Source organism: Phytobacter palmae (genome assembly GCF_039409775.1).
Taxonomy (GTDB): domain Bacteria; phylum Pseudomonadota; class Gammaproteobacteria; order Enterobacterales; family Enterobacteriaceae; genus Phytobacter; species Phytobacter palmae.
The window spans coordinates 82,882-109,867 of record NZ_JBCIVJ010000007.1 but is presented as its reverse complement, the minus strand read 5'-3'; the positions used below and the strand labels follow the sequence as shown (position 1 = coordinate 109,867).

The 26,986-nt window shown below is 53.0% G+C and carries 20 protein-coding genes and 1 pseudogene; 13 read left to right on the top strand and 8 right to left on the bottom strand.

Annotated elements, in window-relative coordinates; all coding sequences use genetic code 11:
• Positions 1–46 precede the first annotated feature (46 nt).
• The gene (locus AAIG39_RS10850) at positions 47–490 is read left to right on the top strand and encodes a lysozyme inhibitor LprI family protein (protein ID WP_343193830.1); all 444 of its coding nucleotides are present in this window, start codon (positions 47–49) and stop codon (positions 488–490) included.
• A gap of 119 nt (positions 491–609) precedes the next feature.
• Here AAIG39_RS10850 and AAIG39_RS10845 read toward each other — a convergent pair whose 3' ends face one another.
• The 3 genes from AAIG39_RS10845 to AAIG39_RS10835 all read right to left on the bottom strand — a co-directional run bounded on the left by AAIG39_RS10845 (position 610) and on the right by AAIG39_RS10835 (position 6,611).
• Complete coding sequence (locus AAIG39_RS10845) at positions 610–2,991, bottom strand: glucose/quinate/shikimate family membrane-bound PQQ-dependent dehydrogenase (protein ID WP_343193829.1); 2,382 nt, start codon at positions 2,989–2,991, stop codon at positions 610–612.
• 257 nt (positions 2,992–3,248) lie between these two features.
• A complete protein-coding gene (locus tag AAIG39_RS10840) occupies positions 3,249–5,546 on the bottom strand; it encodes an FdhF/YdeP family oxidoreductase (protein WP_343193828.1) in 2,298 nt (765 codons plus the stop codon).
• A 141-nt stretch (positions 5,547–5,687) separates the two neighbouring features.
• The gene (locus AAIG39_RS10835; RefSeq protein WP_343193827.1) at positions 5,688–6,611 is read right to left on the bottom strand and encodes a LysR substrate-binding domain-containing protein; all 924 of its coding nucleotides are present in this window, start codon (positions 6,609–6,611) and stop codon (positions 5,688–5,690) included.
• Between the two features lie 292 nt (positions 6,612–6,903).
• Between AAIG39_RS10835 and hglS the strand changes: the two genes are divergently transcribed.
• Both hglS and AAIG39_RS10825 read left to right on the top strand, forming a co-directional pair.
• A complete protein-coding gene (gene hglS, locus AAIG39_RS10830) occupies positions 6,904–8,247 on the top strand; it encodes a 2-oxoadipate dioxygenase/decarboxylase HglS (protein WP_343193826.1) in 1,344 nt (447 codons plus the stop codon).
• 42 nt (positions 8,248–8,289) lie between these two features.
• Positions 8,290–9,798: a carboxylesterase/lipase family protein gene (locus AAIG39_RS10825; protein ID WP_343193825.1), complete on the top strand. Its 1,509-nt coding sequence runs from the start codon at positions 8,290–8,292 to the stop codon at positions 9,796–9,798.
• On the opposite strand, the pseudogene AAIG39_RS10820 reads toward AAIG39_RS10825, so the two are convergent.
• Positions 9,795–10,636, bottom strand: a pseudogene (locus tag AAIG39_RS10820) (LysR family transcriptional regulator). The gene AAIG39_RS10825 and the pseudogene AAIG39_RS10820 sit on opposite strands and share 4 nt — an antisense overlap.
• Before the next feature lie 111 nt (positions 10,637–10,747).
• Between AAIG39_RS10820 and AAIG39_RS10815 the strand changes: the two are divergent.
• From AAIG39_RS10815 to rimL, 4 genes are all read left to right on the top strand, one after another.
• Positions 10,748–11,917, top strand: a complete 1,170-nt coding sequence (locus AAIG39_RS10815; protein WP_090084238.1) for a pyridoxal phosphate-dependent aminotransferase — start codon at positions 10,748–10,750, stop codon at positions 11,915–11,917.
• 12 nt (positions 11,918–11,929) lie between these two features.
• Entirely contained in the window at positions 11,930–12,709 is a 780-nt protein-coding gene (locus AAIG39_RS10810) for a transporter substrate-binding domain-containing protein (RefSeq protein ID WP_249572348.1), read from the top strand.
• Between the two features lie 387 nt (positions 12,710–13,096).
• On the top strand, positions 13,097–14,752 hold the full coding sequence (locus tag AAIG39_RS10805; RefSeq protein WP_090084242.1) for a glucan biosynthesis protein D: 1,656 nt from the start codon (positions 13,097–13,099) through the stop codon (positions 14,750–14,752).
• 47 nt (positions 14,753–14,799) lie between these two features.
• On the top strand, positions 14,800–15,351 hold the full coding sequence (gene rimL / locus AAIG39_RS10800; RefSeq protein WP_343193824.1) for a 50S ribosomal protein L7/L12-serine acetyltransferase: 552 nt from the start codon (positions 14,800–14,802) through the stop codon (positions 15,349–15,351).
• Here rimL and ydcK read toward each other — a convergent pair.
• Positions 15,346–16,326 (bottom strand): YdcK family protein, encoded by a 981-nt coding sequence (gene ydcK / locus AAIG39_RS10795; protein ID WP_343193823.1) that lies wholly within the window; start codon positions 16,324–16,326, stop codon positions 15,346–15,348. The two genes, rimL and ydcK, sit on opposite strands and share 6 nt — an antisense overlap.
• A gap of 136 nt (positions 16,327–16,462) precedes the next feature.
• Here ydcK and tehB point away from each other — a divergent pair, with 136 nt between their 5' ends.
• The gene (tehB, locus tag AAIG39_RS10790) at positions 16,463–17,056 is read left to right on the top strand and encodes a tellurite resistance methyltransferase TehB (protein ID WP_090084247.1); all 594 of its coding nucleotides are present in this window, start codon (positions 16,463–16,465) and stop codon (positions 17,054–17,056) included.
• Here tehB and pepT read toward each other — a convergent pair.
• On the bottom strand, positions 17,053–18,282 hold the full coding sequence (pepT, locus tag AAIG39_RS10785) for a peptidase T (protein WP_090084249.1): 1,230 nt from the start codon (positions 18,280–18,282) through the stop codon (positions 17,053–17,055). The two genes, tehB and pepT, sit on opposite strands and share 4 nt — an antisense overlap.
• Positions 18,283–18,399: 117 nt before the next feature.
• On the opposite strand from pepT, the gene AAIG39_RS10780 reads away from it, so the two are divergent.
• Both AAIG39_RS10780 and AAIG39_RS10775 read left to right on the top strand, forming a co-directional pair.
• Complete coding sequence (locus tag AAIG39_RS10780; RefSeq protein ID WP_343193822.1) at positions 18,400–19,995, top strand: ABC transporter substrate-binding protein; 1,596 nt, start codon at positions 18,400–18,402, stop codon at positions 19,993–19,995.
• A 159-nt stretch (positions 19,996–20,154) separates the two neighbouring features.
• Positions 20,155–20,817, top strand: coding sequence for a DUF3313 domain-containing protein (locus AAIG39_RS10775; protein WP_343193821.1), 663 nt, complete (start codon positions 20,155–20,157; stop codon positions 20,815–20,817).
• A gap of 36 nt (positions 20,818–20,853) precedes the next feature.
• Here AAIG39_RS10775 and AAIG39_RS10770 read toward each other — a convergent pair whose 3' ends face one another.
• On the bottom strand, positions 20,854–21,750 hold the full coding sequence (locus AAIG39_RS10770) for a DMT family transporter (RefSeq protein ID WP_343193820.1): 897 nt from the start codon (positions 21,748–21,750) through the stop codon (positions 20,854–20,856).
• Between the two features lie 171 nt (positions 21,751–21,921).
• Here AAIG39_RS10770 and AAIG39_RS10765 point away from each other — a divergent pair, with 171 nt between their 5' ends.
• Positions 21,922–22,791 (top strand): AraC family transcriptional regulator, encoded by an 870-nt coding sequence (locus tag AAIG39_RS10765; protein WP_090084256.1) that lies wholly within the window; start codon positions 21,922–21,924, stop codon positions 22,789–22,791.
• Here the strand turns inward: AAIG39_RS10765 and AAIG39_RS10760 are convergent.
• Positions 22,771–23,937: a benzoate/H(+) symporter BenE family transporter gene (locus tag AAIG39_RS10760; RefSeq protein ID WP_343193819.1), complete on the bottom strand. Its 1,167-nt coding sequence runs from the start codon at positions 23,935–23,937 to the stop codon at positions 22,771–22,773. The genes AAIG39_RS10765 and AAIG39_RS10760 overlap by 21 nt on opposite strands.
• 90 nt (positions 23,938–24,027) lie before the next feature.
• Here AAIG39_RS10760 and AAIG39_RS10755 point away from each other — a divergent pair, with 90 nt between their 5' ends.
• Both AAIG39_RS10755 and AAIG39_RS10750 read left to right on the top strand, forming a co-directional pair.
• Positions 24,028–24,600, top strand: coding sequence for a helix-turn-helix domain-containing protein (locus tag AAIG39_RS10755; RefSeq protein WP_343193818.1), 573 nt, complete (start codon positions 24,028–24,030; stop codon positions 24,598–24,600).
• Positions 24,601–24,904: 304 nt separating this feature from the next.
• Complete coding sequence (locus AAIG39_RS10750; protein ID WP_343193894.1) at positions 24,905–26,869, top strand: peptidase U32 family protein; 1,965 nt, start codon at positions 24,905–24,907, stop codon at positions 26,867–26,869.
• Positions 26,870–26,986 lie beyond the last annotated feature (117 nt).

Genomic DNA, 26,986 nt, shown 5'->3' with positions numbered 1-26,986 from the left:
CGTCGTGATAAAGAAGCACAGACCTTCGTGACAGGAGTCCATAGAAATGAATAAATTTATCACTCTTCTGCCGCTCATATTTTCCTCATACGGTTTACTGGCGGCATCTTCTGTGGATATAACCACTTCTGACGAGGCTGAGAAATGTTTTCAGAAGTACGGCGAGAATAATGCTGAGTGTCTGGAAGAGGTAACTGATAAATCTGAGCATCAACTTGAAAAAGTGTATCAGGATAAATTAAAAGAAATTGATGCCTTTGATTATACGCAGTGGTGGATGGCCGATGAAAGCCGCAAAACGGGTATGATTGACGCCTTAAAGAAAAGCCAGATGGAATGGTTGAAATACCGTGCTGCTTACTGCGGTGCGGCGACAACTGCCGCACAAGGCACCCACTTTCTGGGGGCTACTTTGACAAGTTGCACAATTAATATGAATAAAAGGCGAATCGCTGAAATTAAAATGGTCAAACCAGAGATAACGCAATAATCATAACTTTTGTGCGTGATAAAGCCCCCATCAATGTTGACATTAAAAGTTATAGATAAAACTTCATCTTGCATAACAAACCCGCCATTGCGGCGGGTTTGCTGTTAACGAGACCAGATTTACTGCTTATCCGGCAATGCGTAAGCAATAATATAATCACCGCGATCCGGTGACTGGCGTGCGCCCCCCGCATTGATGACGATATACTGCTTGCCCGTTTTCGGTGAAACATAGGTCATCGGGCCAGACTGGCTTCCCACCGGCAGACGATCTTTCCAGATCTCTTTACCCGTTGCCGTATCAAACGCGCGCAGGTAGAAATCCTGGGTGCCAGCAAAGAACAGCAGACCAGACTGGGTGGACAGCGATGCGCCCAGCGTCGGCATACCGATCGGAGTTGGCATATGCATGCGAATACCCAGCGGGCCGGTATCCTGAACAGTTCCCACGGGAACCTGCCACACTATTTTCCCGGATGTCAGGTCGATAGCGGACATGGTCCCGAACGGCGGTTTCTGACATGGAATACCCAGCGGTGACAGGAAACGTTCGCGCATTGCGCCAAACGGCGTACCGTCCATCGGGACAATGCCCATTTCAATTCCGCTGGCATTTTTGGCGACGTTCTCACGCGGCACCATGTAGTTTGCCAGGCCCAGACGCATATCGTTGACAAACATCAGGTTGTTGATTGGGTCGACTGAGACGCTACCCCAGTTCATGCCACCCAGAGAACCCGGGAACTGCAATGCGCGATCCAGCCCCGGCGGGGTGTAGACCCCCTGATGGCGCATACCTTTAAAGGCGATACGGCACATCAGCAGATCGACTGGCGTTGCACCCCACATGTCGGACTCTTTTAGGGTTTCATTGCCGATCATCGGCATGCCTACGGAGTACGGCTGAGTAGGGGAATAACGTTCGCCTTTCACATTACCGGCGGGAACCGGGCGTTCTTCTACCTTCGCCACCGGCTCGCCGGTTTCACGATTGAGCATAAAGATCATGCCCTGTTTACTGGTCTGCACCAGTACAGGTGTGGTGCCGCCTTTACCGTCAGGTAAGTCATACAGCAGCGGCTGTGACGGTAAGTCGAAATCCCACAAATCGTGGTGAGTCGTCTGGAAATGCCAGCGCACGTCACCGGTTGTCGCATCAACCGCCACAATAGATGAACTGTATTTATCATCCAGCGCGGTACGCTCGCCCGCCCAGAAATCGGGGGTGGCGTTGCCTGTCGGCAGATAGATCAGATTCAGTTTCGCATCGTAAGACATTGCCGCCCAGACGTTCGGCGTACCGCGCGTGTAGGTTTGACCTTCAGGCGGCAAGCCTTTCAGAGCGGGGTTGCCCGGATCCCACGCCCATGCCAGTTTGCCGGTGTGAACATCATAAGCACGGACTACCCCCGGGGGTTCGCCGGTGGAGTAGTTATCCGCCACGCGGCCGCCGACCACAACGATATTCCCCGCAACCAACGGCGTGGATGTTTGCTGATAGTAACCGGGTTTGATATCCCCCATGCCGACACTCAGATCAACGGTGCCGTTATCACCAAAGTCTGCACAGGGCTTGCCGTTATCGGCATTGATTGCCACCAGACGTGCATCGGTGGTTGGCAGGAACAGGCGGCGTTCGCATGCGGCAGGTTGTGCCTGTGCCGCAGGGGTGACACTATTATGCGGCTCTTCGTAATATCCCAGGCCACGGCAGCGCTGCCAGTTCGGTGCTGTCGCTTTCGCGTCATAGCGCCATTTCTCTTTACCGGAATCGACATCGAGCGCCAGCACTTTGCTGTATGGGGTACAGACATACAGCGTATCGCCAATCTGCAGCGGTGTGTTCTGATCTTCCGCACCAGAACCATTGCTCTGCGGGATATCCCCGGTATGGGCGACCCATGCGACTTGTAGCTTGTCGATATTCTGTTTGTTGATCTGGTCAAGCGCTGCAAAGCGATCGCCATGAGGGGTATTGCTCCAGTGCTTCCAGTCGTGCTGCTCGCTACCTGACTGAACCGGTTTGACGCTAACGGATTCGGTCGCAGAGATCACATTCCAGGTTTTAAACATCCCGCCGACGCTTGCCAGAAGCACAACCGCGAGGATCGCCGCAACGCCAAACGCAGATTTGTTAACCGGTTTTACCGTCTGCTGCGCGCGCATAAAAGGCCACAGCAGGGCAGCCAGAAAGGCCAGCACGGCGAAGGTAAATAAGCGTGAGAAGAGGGGCCAGAATGCCCATCCGGCATCGTAAATTGCCCAAATGATGGAAGCGATAAAGCCCAGCGCATAGAGAATGATGCCGCCGGGATGATTTCGCAGGATAAGTATTGCGGCAATCAACATCACGATACCCATCGCGGTAAACCAGACGCTGCCGCCTAATGTGATGAGTTTGATGCCAGGAATGCCGATGGCCAGACCGATGACAAGCATCAGAATGGCGAGGAGCCAGCGCAGAAGAGTAACTACTCTGCGTGGGGTGCTGCCAGGTGCCATATCCATCTCCTTAAATACGCCGGTTATCCAATACGCACCACTGTAATCTGTACCAAATGGATAACGGCTTTAAAGGTTTGTCGTTTTATTGCAGATCTAATTGGGTTTATCCGCATGAAAAACTCACTGTTTATATGGTAAACGAACCATTTGGTGAATTTGCAAATATGATAAATCTGTTAAATTGCATGGTGCAATTGTTAATAAATTAGATCGCATTATTTGAGAACTGGCCCGCGCATGGCGGGCCAGCGTGATCAGGCGATACGCAACGTATCGACACTTCGCGAGGGGGTAATCGTCACAGGAATGGATTTTGAGGTCGGTGTTCCGGTACCGTCACCGTAGCGGGTCAGGGGAACCAGTGGGTTCGTTTCCGGATAATAGGCCGCAAGATTGCCGCGCGGGATGCCGTACGCAACGAGACGAAACCCTGTCACCTGACGCGTAATGCCGTCGGTCGACAGGGTGGTTATATCGACGCGATCACCATCGCTCAGCCCCAGAGCCAGAATATCGTCCGGGTGCATAAAGAGGACGTCGCGCTGACCATAAACCCCGCGATAGCGGTCATCCAGACCGTAAATCGTCGTGTTGTACTGATCGTGCGAACGTAATGTCTGTAACACAAAAGGCGCGCTAATCTCCGGGCAGACGGCCTCCGGCAGCGGTGCGCTACTGAACTGCGCTTTACCGGACGGGGTAGCAAAATTGAGAGAGGCCGCACTGTTTCCGAGCCAGAAACCACCGGGCTCTTCGCAGCGGGCATTGAAATTGTTGAAGCCGGGGATGGTGGCGGCGATATGATCGCGAATCAGATTGTAATCATCGGCTAAGGCCAGCCAGTCGAGTTTGCTGTTTCCCAGCGCCGCGTGGGCGATACCGGCGACAATTGCGGTTTCCGATTTTTGCGTTTCTGCCAGCGGCTTACCAATACCTTCTGAGGCATGCACCATGCTAAATGAGTCTTCTACGGTCACGAACTGACGGCCCGTCGCCTGCATGTCCTCTTCGGTACGTCCCAGCGTCGGTAAAATGAGCGACTGCGCACCTGGCATCAAATGGGTTCGGTTGAGTTTGGTACTGATATGCACGGTCAAACCGCAGCGCTTTAATGCCTCACAGGTTAACGTGGTGTCCGGCGCAGCGGCAGCAAGATTACCACCCAGCGTGATAAGTACCTTCACTTCATCGCGCAACATAGCCTGAATGGCGGCTACGGTATGATGTCCGGGGGCGCGCGGTGGTTCGAAACAAAAGTGACGAGCAAGGCTGTCGAGCAGGGCGGCCGGGGGTTTTTCATCTATCCCCATGGTCCGGTTGCCCTGCACGTTACTGTGGCCGCGCACCGGGCACAGCCCCGCGCCCGGTTTGCCTAAATGACCGCCGAGCAGTTGCAAATTGACGATTTCACGTACCGTATCCAGCGAATGCTTATGCTGGGTAATGCCCATAGCCCAGGTGCAAATGACCCGCCGGGCGTTCTGCCATACGGCGGCGGCATCACATAATTGCTGCTCACTCAAACCGGATTGTGCTTCAATGAACTGCCAGGATGTGGCATCGATTTGCGCAAACCAGGCCTCAATGCCAGTGGTGTGTTGAGCAATAAACGCATCGTCGAATATACCGGCTTCCCCGTTCGCCAGACGCTGACGATGGGTTTCCAGTAAGGCTTTTGCCATCCCGCGTACGGCGGCCATATCACCACCCAGATTTGGCTGATAATAGGCAGAACTGATAGTACCTGCCATCGAGGTGACCACTTCCAGCGGTTTTTGCGGGTCGGCAAAGCGTTCCAGACCACGTTCGCGCAGGGTATTAAAGGTGACGATATGCGCGCCTCGATCGGCCGCATGGCGCAGGCTGTGAAGCATACGCGGATGGTTGGTGCCCGGGTTCTGTCCAAAGACGAAAATCGCATCGGCCTGTTCAAAATCGGTGAGATGAATGGTGCCTTTACCCACACCAATACTGCGTTTCAGCCCGGCGCCGCTGGCCTCGTGACACATGTTCGAACAATCGGGGAAGTTGTTAGTGCCGACCATTCGACCAAACAGCTGATAAAGATAGGATGCTTCATTACTGGCGCGACCCGAGGTGTAAAGTTCCATCTGGTTCGGGTGGTCCATTTCGCGAATATGGCGTCCAATCAGGGCAAATGCGTCATCCCAGCTCACCGGTTCGTAGTGATCGGTTTGCGGGTTATAGCGTAGTGGCTCTGTGAGTCGGCCCTGATACTCCAGGAAATAGTCGCTCTGACGGTTGAGAGCGCTTACGCTGTGTTGCGCAAAAAAGCTTGCGTCAATCTGGCGGCGTGTTGCCTCCCAGGTTACCGCTTTCGCGCCGTTTTCGCAGAAACTGAAAGTGCTTTTGTTGTCATCACCCCAGGCACAACCGGGGCAGTCAAAGCCGCGGGCTTTATTCATGCGCAGCAGATTGCGCAAGTTCTTAAGGGTATTTTTGCTGTCGATAACGAAGCGGGTTGTGGCTTCAAGAGAACCTAATCCACCGGCAGCGGCGCGATAGGGTTTTATGGCAGTTTTGAATTTCATGTGTTTTTCCGGACAGCGGATTGCTCTTGCACAGACACTACGCTGCGTAACAGCAATCCTTAATCAACAACTATCTTTTATCACACAATTAACAATAAGTTTACCATTTGCGCAACTGCCCGGGCCTGCCGCGCGGGCAGGTTAATCCGGCACGGTTTTACGAATAGCGGCGATCAGCGTTTGCACGCCGATAGAGAGGGGGGCATCCACGCGGGTGAGAATGCCGATAGGATCGCCTATACCCGGCGGTACAATGGGTAACGCGGTGAGTGAACCTTCGCGCAAATCGTTCTTCACTGCGCCAGAAGGGACAAACCAGACGTAATCAAAGTTCACTGTCAATTGCCGTGATAACGACGCTGACAGCGTTTCTATGCAGCCGGTCGGGAGTTTGCAGCCCTGGCTTTGCAGCAGATCCTCGGTGTTCTGGCGTGGCACTGTACCGGTTGGCAGCACGACGACGGGCCATTCCAGCACCCGGCTTAGCGTAATTGTGGTTTGCAACAGCGGATGGTTGGGGCGTACCACCAGTTTGAGAGACTCAAGGAATAACATCTCATAGGCTAAGCCGCTCATCAGATCCGGGTCTGACATACGGCCAATGCCAACGTCCAGCTCGCCGGATTTCAGTCCGGCCAATAACATCGGATTGTTTGTGGTGGCCACCTGAATGGTGATATCCGGCTGCTGCTTATGTACCTGACCAATCACCGACGGCAGAATCCCAAGCGCTGCGGTGGGTAACGCGCCAACACGGATCACCGCATTGTTTTGCTCTGGTTTATAGTTGAGCGACTGGCCGGCGGTATTGAGCGCATCAAGAACGCGCACAGCATGGGTTAAAAACTGCTCCCCCACCAGGGTAAGTTGCGCCCCCAGACGACCACGCTCAAACAGACGCGTTCCGGTGAGTTGTTCCAGTTCATTTAGCGTCTTGGACAGTGCTGGTTGACTAAGGTTAAGGGTTTCTGCCGCACGCCCCAGGGTTCCCTGCTGAGCGACGGCTACGAATGTATGCAGATGGCGCAAGCGTATGCGCTGCGAGAACAAACCGTTTTTTTCCATAAGATGATGTAAAAACGAAGCGATGTCCGTGGCAAGTAAAGTTGCTTAATTATGTTAACTTGGTAGCAAAACATTCTTAACATTTAATCTCGTTGAGTTACAAACAAATTTTCCCGGCAGTGTGATGTCACCCGCATGTCAGTAGGGGTTTAATCATAATCTTTGGTTATGCAAATGGCCGGAAATACGCCATTTTTGCTTTTATGCCGCGATCACACTTCGTAAATTCTCTCCCACAGGCCCGCGAGGGCTTCTCTACACTCCAGGTAATACACACTGGAGGCATGACAACATGGCGAACACCATCACGGCTGATGACATTCGGGAACAATTTTCGCAGGCAATGTCAGCGATGTACCAGCAGGAAGTTCCGCAGTATGGCACCTTGCTGGAGCTGGTTGCGGACGTCAATCTGGCAGTACTGGAGAATAACCCCAGGCTGCATGAACAACTGGTTAACGCAGATGAACTGGCGCGGCTGAACGTTGAACGCCACGGGGCTATCCGCGTCGGACGCCCGGATGAGCTGGCAACGCTACGGCGGATGTTCGCTATTATGGGCATGTTCCCGGTGAGCTATTACGATCTGTCACAGGCGGGTGTTCCGGTACACTCCACCGCCTTTCGCCCCATAGATGATGCGGCCCTGGCGCGCAATCCGTTTCGCATCTTTAGCTCGCTATTGCGCCCTGAACTGATTGAGGATACGCAACTGCGCGAGAAAGCTGCGGCTATTTTAGAGCGCAGGGACATCTTCACCCCGCGCTGCCATGAGCTGATTGCCTTGCATGAACAATCCGGCGGGTTCACTGCCGGGCAGGCGAATGAATTTGTGAAAGAGGCGCTGGAGACCTTTCGCTGGCATCGTCATGCCACCGTGGACGCTCTGACATACCATGCGCTCCACACTGAGCACCGTCTGATTGCCGATGTGGTCTGCTTTCCCGGCTGCCATATTAACCACCTGACGCCGCGCACGCTGGACATTGATCAGGTTCAGGCGCTGATGCCGAAATATGGAATCGAACCCAAAATTCTGATTGAAGGTCCGCCGCGCCGCGATGTACCGATCTTATTGCGCCAGACCAGCTTCAAAGCACTTGATGAACCGGTATTGTTCGCCGGCGAGCAGGAGGGGACACATACTGCACGGTTTGGTGAAATCGAACAGCGCGGTGTGGCACTGACGCCAAAAGGCAGGGCATTGTATGATCGGCTACTCAACGAAGCCGGCACCGGGAAAGACAATCTGACACATCAGCTACATCTGCAGGAGATATTTAAATCTTTCCCCGACAGCGAAATGCTGTTGCGCCGCCAGCAACTGGCCTACTTCCGCTATCGCCTGACGCCATCCGGCGAGGCTCACCGTAAGGCGATTCGTCCGGGCGATGATCCGCAACCGCTTATCGAGCGCGGTTGGGTGGTTGCGCAACCCATCATCTACGAAGATTTTCTGCCCGTCAGTGCGGCCGGGATCTTTCAGTCAAACCTTGGCAATGAGACGCAACAGCGAAGCCACGGCAACGCCAGCAAGCGGCGATTTGAAGAGGCTCTCGGCTGCGAAGTACTCGATGAGTTCACCCTCTACGAGCAGGCAGAAGAGCGCAGCAAACGGCGTTGCGGTCTGTTGTAAAAAAGGTACTCTGCTACGGGTGTGAATAAACAGGATGTTGTCATGGAAAATCCCTCTCCCCCGATAGTTGAAACCCGAGACGGCACGCTTCTGGGCACTCTGGACGATGATTGCCTTAGCTGGCGGGGCATTCCGTACGCGGCGCCGCCCGTCGGCCCGCTACGCTGGCGGTCCCCGCAACCGCCAGCGCCCTGGCAGGGGATCCGTGCGGCCGACACATTTTCTGCCGCCAGCTGGCAAAACAGTGAAATTTGCACACAGATAGCCGGTGGCGACCCGGGACGGCTTTCCGAAGATTGTCTTTATCTGAATATCTGCGCACCTGCTGCGCACCGTGCGCCACTGCCGGTGATGGTCTGGCTGCACGGCGGCGGTTTTACCATGGGTGCCGGTGATTTGCCGCCTTATGATGGTAAAGCTCTCGCCCGGCGCGGTGTGGTGCTGGTTACGCTCAATTATCGCCTGGGGCATCTGGGCTTCTTTGCCCACCCGGCACTGCAAGGGGAAGAAGGGGAAACCCTCTGTAACTTCGGCCTGCTTGATCAAATTGCTGCGCTGCGCTGGGTTAAAGAGAATATCCATGCCTTCGGTGGAGATGCCCGCAATGTCACGCTTTTTGGTGAATCCGCCGGGGGACGAAGTGTGATGTCGCTGATGGCCTCGCCAAAGGCGAAGGGGCTCTTCCACAAAGCCATTATTCAAAGCAGCTACACCTTGCCGGATACGCCGCTTGAGCGCGCACTGGAAAAAGGGATCGCCGTTGCGGAGTATCTCGGCGCACCTGACGCCACGGCAGAGAGATTGCGTGCGATCCCGGCTGAGGCATTCTGGCCACTCGCTTCACCGCTGAAAATAGACCCCGCGCCGATTGCCGGAGACAGCGTCCTGCCTGTGCCGTCACTGGACGTTTTTTTCAGCGCATCGCAGCACCCGATGCCGGTTATTGTCGGCTCCAACAGTGATGAAGCCAGCGTGATGGCCGAGTTTGGCGTCGACCTTGCCGGGCAAATTGACAAGTTACGTCGCGAGCAACGTTTTGGCCTCGGGATCATTAAGCTGCTTTACCCGGGGGTAAAAGGGGATGTGGAACTGGGGCGTCAGGTCTGCCGGGATATGGCGTTTACTTCGCTCGGGCTGGTGGTCATGCAGGCGCAACAGCGCATCGGGCAGCCCTGCTGGCGTTACTGGTTTGACTACGTTGCTGAGGCCGAACATGACACCTACGCCAACGGTGCGTGGCATGGAAACGAAGTGCCGTATGTCTTTGATAACCTGATGCTGACGGAGCCTGCGTGCCATTATGTTAATGAGCGGGATCTGGCATTTGCGGCAAAGGTCGCCGATTACTGGGTTAATTTTGCCCGCGAGGCCAGCGTCACCCGCGATGTGCTCCATGGCCCTGTTCTCTGGCACTCCTGCAGCAAAGGGCGCGACAGGTTGCTACGCATAGGACTGAATAAACATGCGGGTTTTCGCATAGCAAATCGCTTTATGCGCGCGCGCCTGATGCTATTCAAACGGGTTATGAGGCATCACGTCAAACTCGATTAATTATCCAGTAAGCTCGTACGAAATGCCGCCAGCCCGGCGGCATTATTCTCTGAATCTCTTAGCACCAGCCGATAGCTCGCTCCCGTCTTAACGCTTTGCGCATAAGGGCGCATCAGGCGTCCGGCACGAATATCCTCCGCCACAAGCGTTTCATCGGCAATGGCCACCCCAAGCCCCTGAATCGCCGCCGTGATCGCCAGATCCATGGTGTCGAAGTGTTGATTTTTTTCATAACCCACGTTGCGCTATCCTGTTTCGCCAGCCACAGCGACCAGTCCGTTTTATCTCTGGTCGGATGCAGAAACGTCAAATTACTCAGCGTTTCATCAGCCATCAATTGCGTACTCATTACCGGGGTCAGCGCTTCATCAAACAGCAGGTCACCCGCGCTGAAATGGGTTCCAAAAACGATGGCCGCATCATACGGCTCAGTTTTGAAGTTAACGCCATGATCAGTGGTGGTCGTCAATGCCACCTGCAAGTCAGGGCACGTTTTCTCAAGCTGGATAAGTCGTGGAACCAGCCAGCGCATCGCACACGTCGGCGCTTTCAGGCGAACCACCTTTTGTTGTGCCCGCGCCTGTGCGGCAAGGGTTTGCAGATGCTCAAACGCCGAGCGTAATTCCGGTAGCAGAGCGCTGCCCTGAGGCGATAACCGCAAACCTCTGGCATGACGCTCAAATAGCGGGAAACCAAACCATGTTTCCAGCGAAGCAATCTTACGGCTTACCGCGCCCTGCGTCAGACATAGCTCTTTTGCGGCATGCGTGAGGTTTAAATGGCGGGCTGTGACCAGAAAAGCGTCAATAGCGTTTAATGGCAACGTACGGTTTGGCATGGCGACTCCAGCTATGCAATTTATTCATAGCTATTATGACAACAAATCGATTGTGGACTCAATGCGCTTTTATTTGAATGGTTATGCACTTTTAATGAGAAAGGATTGAGAATGACTCTGCGTACACCGGTGAAAACCCGCTCAAAATTACCCGACGTGGGTACGACCATTTTTACCGTTATTGGTCAGCTTTCCGCACAGCACAATGCGATTAACCTTTCTCAGGGCGCGCCCAATTTTTCCTGCGACCCGCAGCTGATCTCCGGCGTAACCAGGGCGATGCAGGCCGATCATAACCAGTACGCCCCGATGACGGGTTTACGTCCGCTCAAAGCGCGCATTGCTGAGAAAATTATTGACCTCTACGGCACGCAGTATGACGTGGACAGTGAAATACTGATTACCGCCAGCGCCAGTGAAGGACTCTATTCGGCCATCAGTGGTCTGGTCCATCCGGGCGATGAGGTTATCTATTTCGAGCCGTCGTTTGACAGCTATGCACCCATTGTCCGCCTGCAGGGGGCGACGCCCATCGCCATTAAACTCACTGTCCCCGATTTTGCGGTGAACTGGGATGAAGTCCGCGCGGCCATCACTCCCCGCACGCGCATGATCATCATTAATACGCCGCATAATCCAAGCGGTCAGGTCTTCTCTGCTGACGATCTGCAACAACTGGCGGCGTTGACGCGTAATACGGATATCGTGATTCTCTCTGATGAAGTGTACGAACACGTGGTCTTTGACAATCAGCCGCACCACGGCATGGCGACCCATCCGCAGCTTGCGGAGCGCAGCGTGATTATCTCATCCTTCGGTAAGACCTATCATGTGACGGGCTGGCGCGTGGGTTATTGCGTCGCACCATCTGAGTTGATGGATGAGATTATGAAAGTCCATCAGTTTTTAATGTTTTCCGCCGATACGCCAATGCAGTACGCTTTTGCCGAGCATATGACGGATCCCCAGACCTGGCTGTCACTGTCGGCGTTCTATCAGCGCAAACGCGACCTGTTGCAAACCCTGCTGGCAGAGTCGCCATTTCGTTTATTACCGAGCGCAGGCTCGTTCTTCTTGCTGGCGGATTACAGCCATTTCAGCGACGAGAGCGACAGCGAGATGGTGAAAAGATTAATTACCGATTACGGCGTTGCCACCATTCCGTTATCGGCGTTTTACACTGATGGTACTGATAACAAATTGATTCGCCTCTCTTTTGCCAAAGATGAGGCCACACTCAGAGCAGGCGCGCAGGCCCTGTGTCATGTTAAGCCACGCTAAGGAGCGTTAATTGTGAAATTGAAAGCACTCTTTCTGGGCATGGGCATGCTTTGCTCATTATCTTCTTTCGCAGCAACCCAGTTACGCTATGGTCTGGAAGCGGAATATCCGCCGTTTGAAAGCCGCAATGCTTCCGGTCAACTTGAAGGCTTTGATATCGAACTGGGCAATGCCATCTGTAAAGCCGCAGCGCTGAAATGTACCTGGGTTGAAACCTCGTTTGATGCGCTTATCCCGGGCCTGGTTGCGAAAAAATTTGACGCAATCAATTCAGCGATGAATATCACCGAGCAGCGCCGTCAGAGCATTGATTTTACCCAACCTATCTACCGCATTCCGTCTCAGTTAGTAGGCAAATCGGGTGATGGTATGGAAGCGACGGCTGAAGGTCTGAAAGGCAAAACTATCGGCGTATTGCAGGGTTCCATTCAGGAAACGTATGCAAAAGAGCACTGGGAGAAGCACGGTGTCACCGTGGTGTCTTATAAAGATCAGAATATGGCATGGGGTGATTTGCTAAATGGCCGCATTGACGCCTCGCTGGTCATGTCGGCGGCCGGGCAGGCAGGTTTCCTGAGTAAACCGCAGGGCAAAGGCTTTGGCTTCATTGGCAAACCGGTATCTGACGATACGATCCTCGGCAGTGGCATCGGTTTTGGGTTGCGTAAAGGTGACGAGGCCACCAAAAAACAACTCGACGCCGCAATTGATAAAGTTCGTGCCGACGGCACCATCAAAACCCTGGCGGAGAAATATTTCCCGGGTATTGATGTGAGCGTCAGCGCTAAATAACAAGCCAATCTTTTCTGACCCCAACCGTCGATGTCCGGATGGGGTCTTTTTATATCAGAACTCACCGTGTATCCCTTGTCTCTGCCTCTCTTCACTGCTTTCGTGTGGTCATACTTTAAATATGACCTGGTGCGAAAAAGGACAGCGATGCATTTAGCAACGTAACGGGATATTTTCCGCGCAGCAAAAAATCCTACCTTTCTTTACACAGTTTTCAGGTCGATCCCATCGACAAAAATATTTCCTGCTTTGCGCAGAATATCACCCGCCAACAATTGGATTCTCAATCAATTTTGTCTAGAGTGTGCGGTCATAACTGTTAGCTTTTGCCGTGGTTTTGTTTTGAACAAAACTGCTTCTCACGATCATAAGGACGTATTATCAGGCATGAACCGCAGACGTTTCATTAAGTCATCAATGGCGCTGGCCGCAGTGTACGGGACTTCCGGCTTTGCTTCTCTGTTCTCCCGTGCGGCGTTTGCTGCAGATTCCGATATCGCCGATGGTCAGAGTCGTCGTTTCGATTTTTCCGTCTTGCAGTCCATGGCACATGACCTGGCGCAACAGCCGTGGGGCGGTGCGCCGCGTCCACTGCCGGATACGCTCGCTAACATGACCCCTCAGGCCTACAACGCCATTCAGTACGATGCGCAGCATTCATTGTGGAACAATGTTGAAGGCCGTCAGTTGGACGTGCAGTTTTTCCATATGGGGATGGGTTTCCGTCGCCGTGTGCGCATGTTCTCGCTTGATCCGTCAACCCAACAGGCGCGCGAAATTCATTTCCGTCCTGAATTGTTTAACTACCATGATGCGGGTGTCGACACGAAGCAGCTTGAAGGGCAGAGCGATCTGGGGTTTGCCGGGTTCCGCGCCTTTAAAGCGCCTGAACTGGCACGCCGCGATATCGTCTCTTTCCTCGGGGCCAGCTATTTCCGTGCGGTAGACAGCACTTACCAGTACGGACTTTCAGCACGTGGTGCGGCAATCGACACCTTTACGGACACACCGGAAGAGTTCCCGGACTTCACCGCGTTCTGGTTTGAAACCGCGAAAGCCTCTGATACCTCATTTACGGTCTATACGCTGCTGGACAGCCCAAGCCTGACCGGGGCATACAAATTCGTGATCCACTGTGAACAGAGTCAGGTGATCATGGAAGTGGATAACCACCTGTATGCGCGTAAAGACATTAAGCAGCTGGGTATCGCGCCGATGACCAGTATGTTCAGCTGCGGCAATAATGAACGCCGCGTCTGCGATACCATTCATCCACAGATTCATGACTCCGACCGTCTGGCCATGTGGCGCGGCAACGGGGAGTGGATTTGCCGTCCCCTGAATAATCCGCAGAAACTGCAATTCAACGCCTTTTTGGACAACAATCCGAAAGGCTTTGGCTTACTGCAACTTGACCGCGATTTCTCTCATTATCAGGACGTAATGGGCTGGTATAACAAACGCCCAAGCCTGTGGGTCGAACCACGTAACCAGTGGGGCAAAGGCAGCGTCGGATTAATGGAGATCCCGACTACGGGGGAAACTCTGGATAACGTGGTCTGCTTCTGGCAGCCGGAGAAACCGGTTCGTGCGGGTGACGAGCTGGCTTTCCAGTATCGTCTGTACTGGAGCGCTATGCCGCCTGTACGTTCGCCGCTGGCGCGTGTCTATGCCACCCGTACCGGTATGGGTGGCTTCCCGGAAGGGTGGGCACCGGGCGAACATTACCCGGAAAAATGGGCCCGTCGTTTCGCTATTGATTTTGTTGGCGGCGATCTGAAAGCCGCTGCGCCGAAGGGGATCGAACCGGTTATCACCTTGTCGAATGGAGAAGCTAAACAGGTTGAAATTCTCTATGTTGAGCCTTTCGACGGCTACCGTATACTGTTTGACTGGTACCCAACGTCCGGTTCCACTGACCCGGTTGAAATGCGTCTCTTCCTGCGCTGTCAGGGAGATGCGATCAGCGAGACCTGGTTGTATCAGTACTTTCCGCCTGCGCCGGATAAACGCAACTACGTGGATGATCGCATCATGCGCTAAATCGGCAACCTCCCTCAAGGAGGGAGGTTCTGATAAGAGGAGATGTTATGGAATCCACCGACAGCCTGATCGTTGTCAACGACCACCTGGCGCTGCATGCCATTAATGAGCGTTTTGTTCACGATCTGCACCAACTGATCGTTAAAAACCGCGAATGGTTGCAGCACTTTCTGGACTGGCCGCAGCATGTCCGCTCGGTTGACCAGACCCGGCAAACCGCACAAAGCAACATCGTCCTGCATCAGCGCGGCTACGCCAAAATGTTCCTGATCCTCGAAGATAACGTGCTGGTGGGTGTGCTCTCCTTCAACTCCGTCGAGCCAACCAACAAAACCGGCTATATCGGTTACTGGCTCGATAAAGACAAAGAAGGAAAGGGGATCCTCTCCACCTGCCTGCAGGCGTTTATGACTTTTTACGCGCATCGGGGCGATGTTCGTCGTTTCGTCATTAAATGCCGCGTGGCGAATGAAGCAAGTAACCGCGTCGCACTGCGTAACGGTTTTATCCTCGAAGGCTGTCTGCGCCAGGCGGAGTTCCTCAACGGCAGTTTTCATGATCAGAATATTTACGGCCGGATTATTGATCCCCTTTTATAGCAGTCCGGCTAATGGCGTGCGGGTTATATATTGCGCGCCATTAATTACCTTCTGACCACGCAACAGAATACTTTCGCCTTCTGGCGCCTCCACTACCGCATCATCGGTGATTTCAATATGATGCTCGATCAGCACATTGCCTTTAATACGGGCATTTCCCTGAATAACGACTTTTTCATCAAGCAGAATCGGGCCACCGATTAACTTTGCATTGCCACCGACAAGGACGTGATGTTTGAGTACGCAGTTGCCCTCGATCGTCGCATTTTCCGCAACCTGAGCGCTATAACGTAGAGTAGGGATGGCATCCTCTTCATTTCCCGCCACAACTCGTGCTTTACCGTAAACTTTGGCACAGTCGCACACCCAGACATCATTTTGCTCATTGCCTTCCAGCAAAGCGAAATCAAACACCTCGGCACGATGTTCAATAAACGCGAACTTAACGATGGCATCGCCGTAAATTTGCGCCTGATGGACCACGCGCGAATGGGTGACCGTGGCGCGGTCATAGATTTGCAGTATTTGTTGGTTATCCGGGGTAAGCCCCCTGGCCGCGATGATTTCGCAGCCGTGTAAAATACGTGCATTGCCGAACAGATGGCAGGCACCGCGTACGGTAGAGGTTTGCACCGTGACGTTGTCACTTAATACCGCGCCATGGCTAATCTCAGCCGCATCAACCCAGCTGTTACCGCTAATTTCAACCTCATGGCAGACAAGACAAGGTTGTGTCAGGCGAGCGTCGTCGCGCACATGACTGTTGGCAAATACCATGCTGTTCACATCATAAATCCAGCAATCTCCTTCCTGTGACAGGGTGTTTTCATCATCCACCCAGCCGCCGGCAGTGCCTGCTGTCACATCACTAAAATCGCGCAACGCAATAATCTGGCGCAGCGAGACCTTCTGTTTTTCGCCGTTAATCTGATAACTGAACGCACGGCGCTCATCACTGAGTCGGTATTTATTCATTGTTTGCTTCCGTTTATTCCCCACGATAAACGTAGCAAACTTTGCGATACTGGCTATCCAGAATGAAAAAACATAAAATGCATTTTAAATACAACTTAAAAGTTGTGCGCTTTACATGAAAAATTAAGGAACAACAATGACCACGTTTGACGACCTCTATTTTACTGAAAAATATGGACTAACCCGCACCCATTCCGATGTGCTGCATGCAATGCAGTTTGTTAAAGCGGGTAAGACACTGGATCTGGGCTGTGGTAACGGGCGAAACAGCCTCTATCTGGCGGCCAACGGGTTTGATGTGACGGCATGGGATAAGAATGCTGCCAGCATCAATAATATTGAGACTATTCGTCAGGCCGAAGGGCTTAACAACCTGCAAACTGCCGTTGTGGATTTGAACGCACTCAGTTTTGAAGGCGAATACGATTTTATTCTCTCAACCGTGGTGCTGATGTTTCTTGAACCGCAAACCATTCCGGGTTTAATCGCCAATATGCAGCGCTGCACGAAACCGGGAGGCTATAACCTGATCGTGGCGGCAATGGATACGGCCGATTTCCCGTGCACCGTTGGTTTCCCGTTTGCCTTTAAAGAGGATGAATTGCGAAACTATTACGCTGGCTGGGAACTGGAGAAATACAATGAAGACGTCGGTGAGTTGCATCGCACCGACGCCAATGGCAATCGCATTAAACTGCGTTTTGCAACCTTACTGGCGCGTAAAGCCTAACGCGCCGCCAGCAGGCACAGTTGCAACGCGACCTGGTACGAAGCCTCGAACGACTTCACCGGCAGAAACTCAAATTGCGAATGAAAATTGTGCGCGCCGGTAAAGAAGTTCGGGGTTAGTAACCCTTTTGCGGACAGCGCTGCGCCGTCTGTGCCGCCGCGCATGGGGGTGGGTTTGGGCGTGATACCAAGCGTTTTCATGGCTTCGAACAGTAAATCAATCGCACGCTTGTCTTCGCCGATGGCGTTACTGATATTGCTGTAAATATCGCTGATGCTGTACTCCACTTTGGCGGTGGGGTACTGAGCGGCGATTTTTTTGGCGACATCAGCAATCTGCTGTTTTCTGCGTTCAAAGCTCTCTTTATCAAAGTCACGGATGCTGGCGCTAAGATGGGCATGACCCTGAACGGCTTCCATTCCGTTAAACCAGACATAACCCTCGCGACCTTCGGTGTGTTCCGGTGTTTGCTGGCGGTCAAAATGGCTGATGTAATCCATAGCCATCAGCAGCGGGTTAACCAGCACGCCTTTTGCTGACATCGGATGCGCGGTGACACCGGTAAAATGGATAGACGCTGAGGCGGCATTGAAGTTTTCAAACACAATCTCGCCTTTTTCGCAGCAGTCGATAGTCCAGGCGAAATCGACATCAAAACGTTTCAAATCCAGCGCCTTCGCCCCACGCAAACCCACTTCTTCATCCGGAACAAACGCCACGACGATATCGCCGTATTGTTGCTCAGGCGTCAGGTTTTCCAGCAAGGTCATCACCACCGTGACAGCGGCTTTGTTGTCTGCGCCCAGTACGCTGGTGCCATCGCTAAAAATGATATCTTCACCGGGGTAGGCCTGTATTTCCGGGTGCTCCGCTACCCGTAGCCAGATCTCTTTCTCAGCATTCAGACAGAGATCTTCCCCCTGAAAACGCAGAATTTGCGGATGAATATCCGGCGACAAACCCACGTCTACGGTATCGATATGAGTGATAAAACCAATACGCGGCGCGCCCGGCACCGTGCCTTTTTTCACCGCCGTTACCGTGGCGTGCTCATCGAGAGTAATCTCATCCAGGCCCAGCGTTTGCAGCTCTTGCGCCAGTGTCCGGGCCATGTCGAACTGTCCGGGTGTGGTCGGTAGTGTCGTGGCGGCAGCATCGCTTTGACTGGTGATGGCAAGATAGCGAAAGAAGCGTTGCGTTAATTGACTGGCGAGGGGCGATGTCATAGTGATTCCTTCTTTATTTGACTTATCAGGTGCTTGCAATATGACTTTAATGTTATTTATGAAAGCGCAAACAACAAGCACTAATTGGCACATGGAAAGAAAACGACAGGAAAATCTATGACTAGAAGACAGACAACAGTTGCAGTGGCCTTGCTGGCCCTGGCAGTGAGTTCCTCTGTGGCAGCAAAAACACTGGTCTACTGTTCAGAAGGATCGCCGGAGAATTTCAACCCGCAACTCTATACCTCGGGAACCAGCGTCGACGCCAGCGCGGTTCCGGTTTATAACCGGCTCGTCGATTTTAAAGCCGGTACGACCGAACTTCAGCCTGGTCTGGCCGAGAGCTGGGAGGTCAGCGAAGATGGCAAGGTGTACACTTTCCACCTGCGCAAAGGCGTGAAATTTCAGAGCAATAAGTACTTTACTCCAACGCGTGATTTTAATGCCGACGACGTCATTTTCTCTTTCATGCGGCAAAAAGACCCGCAGCATCCTTACCATAACGTCTCTAACGGCAACTACTCCAATTTCGAGAGTCTGGAGTTTGGTAAGCTGATTACCGCTATCGACAAAGTGGACGACAATACCGTGCGCTTTACGCTGGCGCATCCGGAAGCGCCTTTTGTGCCGGATCTGGCCTGGTATTTCGCCTCTATTTTATCGGCCGAATACGCCGATGCGATGTTAAAAGCCGGAACGCCGGAGCGGGTGGATATGGAGCCGATTGGTACCGGTCCGTTCAAACTTGCGCAGTACCAGAAAGATTCGCGCATCCTGTTTACCGCCTTCCCGGAATATTGGCAGGGCAAAGCGAAAATCGACCGTCTGGTATTCAGCATTACTCCGGATGCCTCGGTGCGCCTTGCCAAGCTTGAAAAAAATGAGTGTCAGGTGATGCCATTCCCGAACCCGGCGGATTTGCCGCGGCTGAAAGAAAACAAAGATATTACGCTAATGAGTAAATCGGGGTTGAATACCGGTTTCCTCGCTTTTAACACGCAAAAAGCACCGCTTGATAACGTCAAAGTACGCCAGGCACTGGCGATGGCCATCAATAAACCAGCCATTATTAATGCGGTTTTCCAGGGCACCGGAACCGCCGCGAAAAACCTCCTGCCACCAGGCGTCTGGAGCGCGGACAGCGAATTGCAGGATTACCCTTACGATCCGCAAAAAGCCAAAGCGTTATTGAAAGAAGCGGGACTGCCAGAGGGAACCACAATTGATTTGTGGGCGATGCCGGTTCAGCGACCCTATAACCCGAATGCAAAACGCATGGCCGAGATGATTCAGGCCGACTGGGCGAAAGTAGGGGTCAATGCGAAAATTGTCACGTATGAGTGGGGGGAGTATTTAAAAAGGGTGAAAGGTGGCGAGCATCAGGCAGCGCTGATGGGGTGGACAACGGCCACCGGCGATCCGGATAACTTCTTTGGCCCGCTGTTTACCTGTCAGTCTGCTAATGGCGGTTCTAACTCGTCGAAATGGTGTTATCAGCCGTTCGATAAGATTATCGCCGAAGCGAAAACCATTACCGATCACGACAAACGCGTGGCGCTGTATAAAGAGGCCCAGCAGATGATGCATGATCAAATACCTGCGGTAATGATTGCGCACTCAACTATTTTCGAACCGGTACGTAATAATGTGAAAGGCTATGAAGTCGATCCGTTCGGGAAGCATATTTTCTACCAGGTCGATATCAATAAATAAACCAATGCGCCGGTGTTATGCACCGGCGCCAGGGTGGTTTATTCGGGCTGTTAATATTTTTTTTTCTGAATTTTGACCCCGGCAGCTTTTTTCCTCCATCGCTGTAGTCGGTTGTTTGCTATAACTTTTAGTGCATATATAAACTCAAAGGGACCTTCCATGCGTACTGTATTTAAAGTTGCCGTGCTTAGCGGCCTGCTTGTTTTATCAGGCTGTGCGTCAAAAGTAACTCAACCCGAACAATATTCCGGCTTCTTAAAAGATTATTCCAACTTACAACAAACAACGTCCGCAAGTGGTAAACCCGTATTGCGCTGGGTTGATCCTTCATTTGATCTGAGTAAATACGACAGTATTGTCTACCATCCGGTGACCTATTATCCGGTGGCAAAACCGACCAGCCAGGTGAGTCAGCAAACCCTCGACGGACTGTTGACCTATACGAATACCAAATTGAAAGCAGCGGCCGCACAGCGTAAACCGCTGGTGACCTCTCCTGGTGAGCATAGTCTGATTTTCCGTGGCGCCATTACCGGTGTTGACAGCAGCAAGCAAGGCCTGCAGTTCTATGAAGTGGTTCCGGTTGCGATGGTGATTGCGGGTACGCAGGCAGCTACAGGGCACCGTACCATGGATACGCATCTCTATTTCGAAGGTGAGCTGATTGACGCGCAAACCAATAAACCGGTTATTAAAGTGGTGCGTCAGGGCGAGGGTAAAAGCCTGAGCAATGCCAACGCGCCGATGACGGTGGATACGCTTAAGCAGGTCATTGATAACATGGCGACAGATGCCACCATGTTTGATTTTTCCAAAAAATAAAAATCCCTGCGCCATCCTGACGGATGGCGCTTCTTCTCAGGCTAACTTCCGTCTGAACGACAGCGTACCTGGTCGCGAAAACATCACTAAATTTCCCGTCAGGATCAGCAGCAGCCCAACAATTCCATTTATATGCCAGACATAGCCTTCATAGACCGTTGAAATACTCAGCGCCACAAGGGGAAACAGCAGGGTGCTGTAGGCAGCATTACTGGCGCCGATACGGCCAATCAGGGTGAAATAGGCGCCAAAGGCAATGACCGAACCAAAGAGGGCGAGATAAATCAGCGCGCCCAGATAGCTGAAAGTCCATTCCGGGGTGAAATCGTCACCACGGAACAGCGCAATAGCACCCATAAGTATCATCCCATACAGCATCGCCCAGGCATTGGTGGTCATGGTTTCCAGCCCTTTACGCTGGTGGCGCATGCTGATCATATTGCCCAGGGAAAAACCAAATGTGCCCAGCATCGAAAGACCAATGCCCAGTAACAGAGTGCTGTTCAGACCGCTTGCCAGCAAATCATCCCAGAATAGCGTCACTATCCCCGTCAGCCCCAGAATCGCCGCAGGATAGAAGCGCGAAGGGGGCTTTTGACCGAAAAAGAGAAAACTGTTAACCGCATTAAACAATACGGCCATTGAGAAAATTACCGACTCCAGCCCGGTGTTAATCCACGCGGCAGCGGTGTAAAAACAGAGAAAGTTGAAGCCAAAAACACAGCATCCTTGCAGGATGCAAAAAAGATGATCCCGCAGGGCAAGTTTGCGCAGTCGCCCGAGGGTAATTAACACCGCCATCATGGTGAGTGAAGCAAGCGCAAAACGCCAAAAAATGGAGACCGGTGCCGCGACCGGACCCTGTTGCAGAAATATAGCAATCCATGTCGTGCCCCATATCACAACCACCAGACAATATAAAAAAATGTTCATTGCAATCCCCGTTATGCCAACAGGTTTCCAGTCTTGTCAAAAAATCCCCCTACGGCTTGCATATATCCGTTGGTCACTTGCAAATTCTTGCGCTTTTTTGGCGAAACACTGGTATCGGGTAGAGGCAATTTATAGACTGAGATTCTGGTGACATTTTTGTTAATTGCGTCCATGACTGTATATAAAGCCTTCGAAAATCTTCAACATCACAATGCCGTTTTGCATGACTCGGTTGCGCTGCATTCTGGTATTCAACTGGCGGTATGGTCTAACAAGCGCGATAACATTACCCAGTATTGCGATCATCACACCCTCAGTCTGTACATTGCCGATGGCTACGAGAGCTATCATAAAACATCGCAAGGCTGGAAAAATGGCGGCGGGCCGGACCGGTTTTGCCTGATGCCGAAAGAGAGCGAGTCCAGTTGGGATATCCGTGATGATTTGTCGTTCGTGCATCTTTATTGCACTGACGAACACCTGCGGGATATAGGGGAGAAGATTTGGGATCGCAGTCCGGCGTCGTTTACCCTTGATGAGAAAACATTCGCCCAGGATGAGCGCATTACCACTCTCTATCGCCAGTTCCTTCTTGGCAGCGACTGGCACCAGCAGGCGAATCATCTCACCCTGAGCACTGCTTCAACGCTGCTTCTCACCCATCTTATTCAGCATTACAGTAATGTGCAGTGGCGTTTACCCACGGTTAAAGGCGGTCTTGCGCCGGTGGTGTTGCGCCAGGTGCTGGACTGGATAGAGGCGAATCTGGCCCAGCCGCTATTGCTGAGCGATCTGGCGGCGCAGGCGGCGTTAAGTGAGTACCATTTTGCGCGTATGTTCCACCAGTCAATGGGGGTTGCACCGCATCAGTATGTGATGCGGCGCCGGATGGCACAGGCGAAAGCGCAATTGTTAAATACCGAACTTCCGCTGACCACAATCGCCATGGCTTGCGGTTTCAGTTCTGCCAGCCATTTCAGCAATCGTTTCCGGGCTGTTTTTGGCATGACGCCGTCGCAACTACGCGCGGCGAACCAGTGACAGCACGGCATAACAGATACCACCGGCAACCAGCCCCCAGAAGGCTGACCCCACACCGAGCAGCGTGACGCCGCTGGCGGTGACCAGAAACGTCACGATAGCGGCGTCACGTTCTTGTTCTTGTGACAGAGCCTGGAACAGGCTGCCGCCGATCGTGCCAAGTAACGCAAGACCTGCCAGCGTCTGGATCCAGCTCAGCGGTAAGGTCGCCAGCAATGCGGTGATAGAGCCGCCAAATACGCCTGCTAACAGATAGAAAGCACCTGCAGCCACCGCGGCCTTCCAGCGTTGCGCGGCGTCGGGGTGGGCATCCGGGCTCTGGCAAATTGCCGCTGTAATAGCGGCGATGCAAATTGAGAAAACCCCAAACGGCGAGAGAAGCAGCGCCAGCCCCCCGGTAGTAATAATCAGTGACGACACAGGTGCCCGATAACCCGCAGCTTGCATCGTGGCGAAGCCAGGCGCATTTTGCGACGCCATCGTAGCGAGAAAAAAGGGAATACCGATACTGATAAGCGATGTCCAGTTGAAGACCGGACGGGTAAATTCCGGCATCACAAACGCAAAGTCCAGTTTCGCCGTGACAACATCGCCGCTAAGCCAGGCGACCAGCGCGCCAGCTATCAGTGTCGCCACAATGGCATAGCGTGGGGCGAGGGCTTTACAGACCAGCCAGGCCAGTAGCATACTGCCGCACAGCACAAAATGGCCTTCAACGTTGCGAAACGCCTGCAAACCGAAACGCAACAGGATCCCGGCGAGCATCGCTGCCGCGAGGGTATGCGGAATAATTTTCATCAACCGGGCGAACAGTCCGGTGACACCGCAGAGCACAATCAGCGCATTAGCGAAAATGAACACGCCGATGGTCTCAGCAAGGGTTAATCCTTGTAAGCTTGTTGCCAGCAATGCGGCGCCGGGCGTAGACCAGGCGGTCAGCACCGGCATGCGGTACCACAGTGACAGCGCTATTGTGCTGATACCCATGGCTGCACCGAGCGCCGTCATCCAGCCGGCAATTTGCGGAGCGCTGGCCCCCGCTGCGGCAGCGGCCTGCCAGATGATAGCAGCGGAACTGGCATAGCCGACCAGGACGGCCACAAAACCTGCCAGAAGAGTGGTAAAAGGAAATACGTGAGCGCGCATGATATGCCCTTGTGCGTTATAGCGTCCAGACAATGTACCATCGTGCGCTATAGCGTACAAGTATGCACAGCGAGACTGACAGGAGAAAATATGGATCTAACTCATTATCTGGCGAGCACCTTAAAAAATCTTCGCCAGGCGCGTGGCTGGAGTCTTTCCCGCCTGGCCGACGAAACGGGCGTGTCGAAAGCGATGCTCGGGCAAATTGAACGCAATGAGTCCAGCCCCACGGTGGCGACACTGTGGAAAATCGCCACGGGCCTCAATGTACCGTTTTCATCCTTTATTGCGCCATCGGAAAGCGAAACGCCCCATTCTTTCGATCCACAGCAGCAGGCCATGGTGGTTACCCCGCTTTTCCCCTGGGATGAAGCATTGCATTTTGATCTCTTCTCGATAATTCTGGCGCCAGGCGCTCTTAGCGAGTCAACGCCACATGAGCAGGGGGTCATTGAGCACGTAGTAGTGATTGGCGGGATGCTGGATATGTGCATTGAAGGGCAGTGGCGAACCCTGACGGCAGGCGGTGGGATTCGTTTCGCCGGTGACCGCCCCCACGCCTATCGTAATAGCTCAGCGCAGAGCGCCCATTTCCACTCGCTTATCCACTACCCAAAAGAAAAAACCGCAAGCAAGCTTGCGGCAAAGAACGACGACGAGTAAACAACAACGTACAACGTGACGAGGAATGTCCGAATTACGCGTCACCTTTCAAACGGCCTCTTTGCTGGCTGCTGCTGGCTATCCGTGCCACTTACCGCTGTAAGCTCGCAGTTGCCACCGTGACGCCATTTGAAAGCTTTCGCGTAATGGTGATTAACTTAACCTGCATCGTTGCGACTGGAAAATAGCAATTTCATCAATGCTTTGCCGCCGGATGGAAATTGGCTTTCGCCACAGGTGGTGAAAAGACGGGGATGTGACTACAATAGCCGCCATTTTGCACATAATGGATAACGACGATTGTATGCGCCTGCAACCCCATCATCTTGAACTCTTAAGCCCTGCCCGTGACACCGCGATCGCTCGCGAAGCCATCTTGCACGGTGCGGACGCGGTCTATATCGGCGGCCCGGGGTTCGGTGCCCGCCATAACGCCAGCAACAGCCTGCAGGATATTGCCAGCCTCGTTCCGTTTGCTCATCGCTATGGCGCGAAAGTGTTTATCACGCTCAATACCATTCTGCATGATGATGAGCTGGAACCTGCTCAGCGTCTGATTACCGATCTGTACGAAACCGGGGTTGATGCCCTGATTGTGCAGGATATGGGCATCATGCAACTCGATATCCCGCCGATTGAGCTGCATGCCAGTACGCAGTGTGACATCCGTAGTGTAGAAAAGGCGAAGTTTCTCTCTGATGTTGGTTTCAGCCAGATTGTGCTGGCGCGTGAACTGAACCTGCAGCAGATCCGCGATATTCACGCCTGTACTGATGCCACCATTGAGTTCTTTATTCATGGCGCGCTCTGCGTGGCCTATTCCGGGCAGTGCTATATTTCTCACGCTCAGACGGGGCGCAGCGCTAACCGCGGTGACTGTTCACAGGCCTGCCGACTACCCTATACCCTGAAAGATGATCAGGGGCGCGTTGTAGCCTACGAAAAACATCTGCTGTCGATGAAAGATAACGACCAGACTGCCAATCTTGGTGCGTTAATTGATGCCGGTGTGCGCTCCTTCAAGATTGAAGGGCGCTACAAGGACATGAGCTATGTGAAAAACATTACTGCGCACTATCGTCAGATGCTGGATGCGATTATTGAAGATCGCGGCGATCTGGCGCGCGCATCGGCAGGACGAACGGAACATTTCTTTATCCCTTCCACCGATAAAACCTTCCATCGCGGTAGCACCGACTATTTTGTGAACGCTCGTAAAGGTGATATCGGCGCGTTTGATTCACCAAAATTTATCGGTCTGCCGGTCGGTGAAGTTCTGAAAGTGACCAAAGAGTATCTGGACGTTGACGCCAGCGAACCGCTGGCAAATGGCGATGGCCTGAACGTGCTCATCAAGCGTGACGTTGTCGGTTTTCGCGCCAATACGGTAGAAAAAACCGGAGAAAACCGCTACCGCGTCTGGCCGAACGAAATGCCTGCGGAGATGTATAAAGTTCGCCCGCACCATCCGCTGAACCGTAACCTGGACCACAACTGGCAGCAGGCACTGACCAAAACATCCAGTGAACGTCGCATCGCGGTGGATATTGAAGTCGGCGGCTGGCAGGAACAACTGGTACTGACCCTGACCAGTGAAGATGGGGTTAGCGTGACCCATACTCTCGACGGGCAATTTGACGAGGCGAACAACGCGGAAAAAGCGATCAATAGCCTGAAAGAGGGTGTGGCAAAACTGGGGCAAACGATCTATTACGCTCGTGATATTGATATCAACTTGCCGGGTGCCTTATTTGTGCCGAATAGCGTGTTAAATTCATTTCGTCGCGAAACTGTTGAGATGCTTGATGAGGCGCGTCTGGCGAATTACCAGCGTGGCAGCCGTAAAGCCGTTTCTGATCCGGCTCCGGTCTATCCTGATACCCATCTGACCTTCCTGGCGAACGTTTACAACCATAAAGCGCGTGAGTTCTACCAGCGTTTCGGCGTACAACTGATTGATGGCGCATATGAAATGCATGAAGAGAAGGGCGATGTGCCGGTGATGATCACCAAGCACTGCCTGCGCTTTGCCTTTAACCTGTGTCCGAAGCAGGCCAAAGGGAATATCAAAAGCTGGAAGGCGACTCCCATGCAACTGGTACACGGCGACGAGGTACTGACCCTGAAATTTGATTGCCGACCCTGCGAGATGCACGTGGTCGGGAAAACCAAAAATCACATTCTGAAGATGCCGCTGGCAGGGAGTGTTGTGGCATCGGTCAGCCCTGAGGATCTGTTGAAAACGCTGCCTAAGCGCAAAGGCGTTTAAAACGGCGGTCGCGCATCGCGCATAGTAGCGGCAGATACCCTGCCGCTACTCCATTTAAAACGTAACGTTTTTCATCTGACAAGACGCTCTTTTATCGTCTTTGGGGGCTGTTTGCCG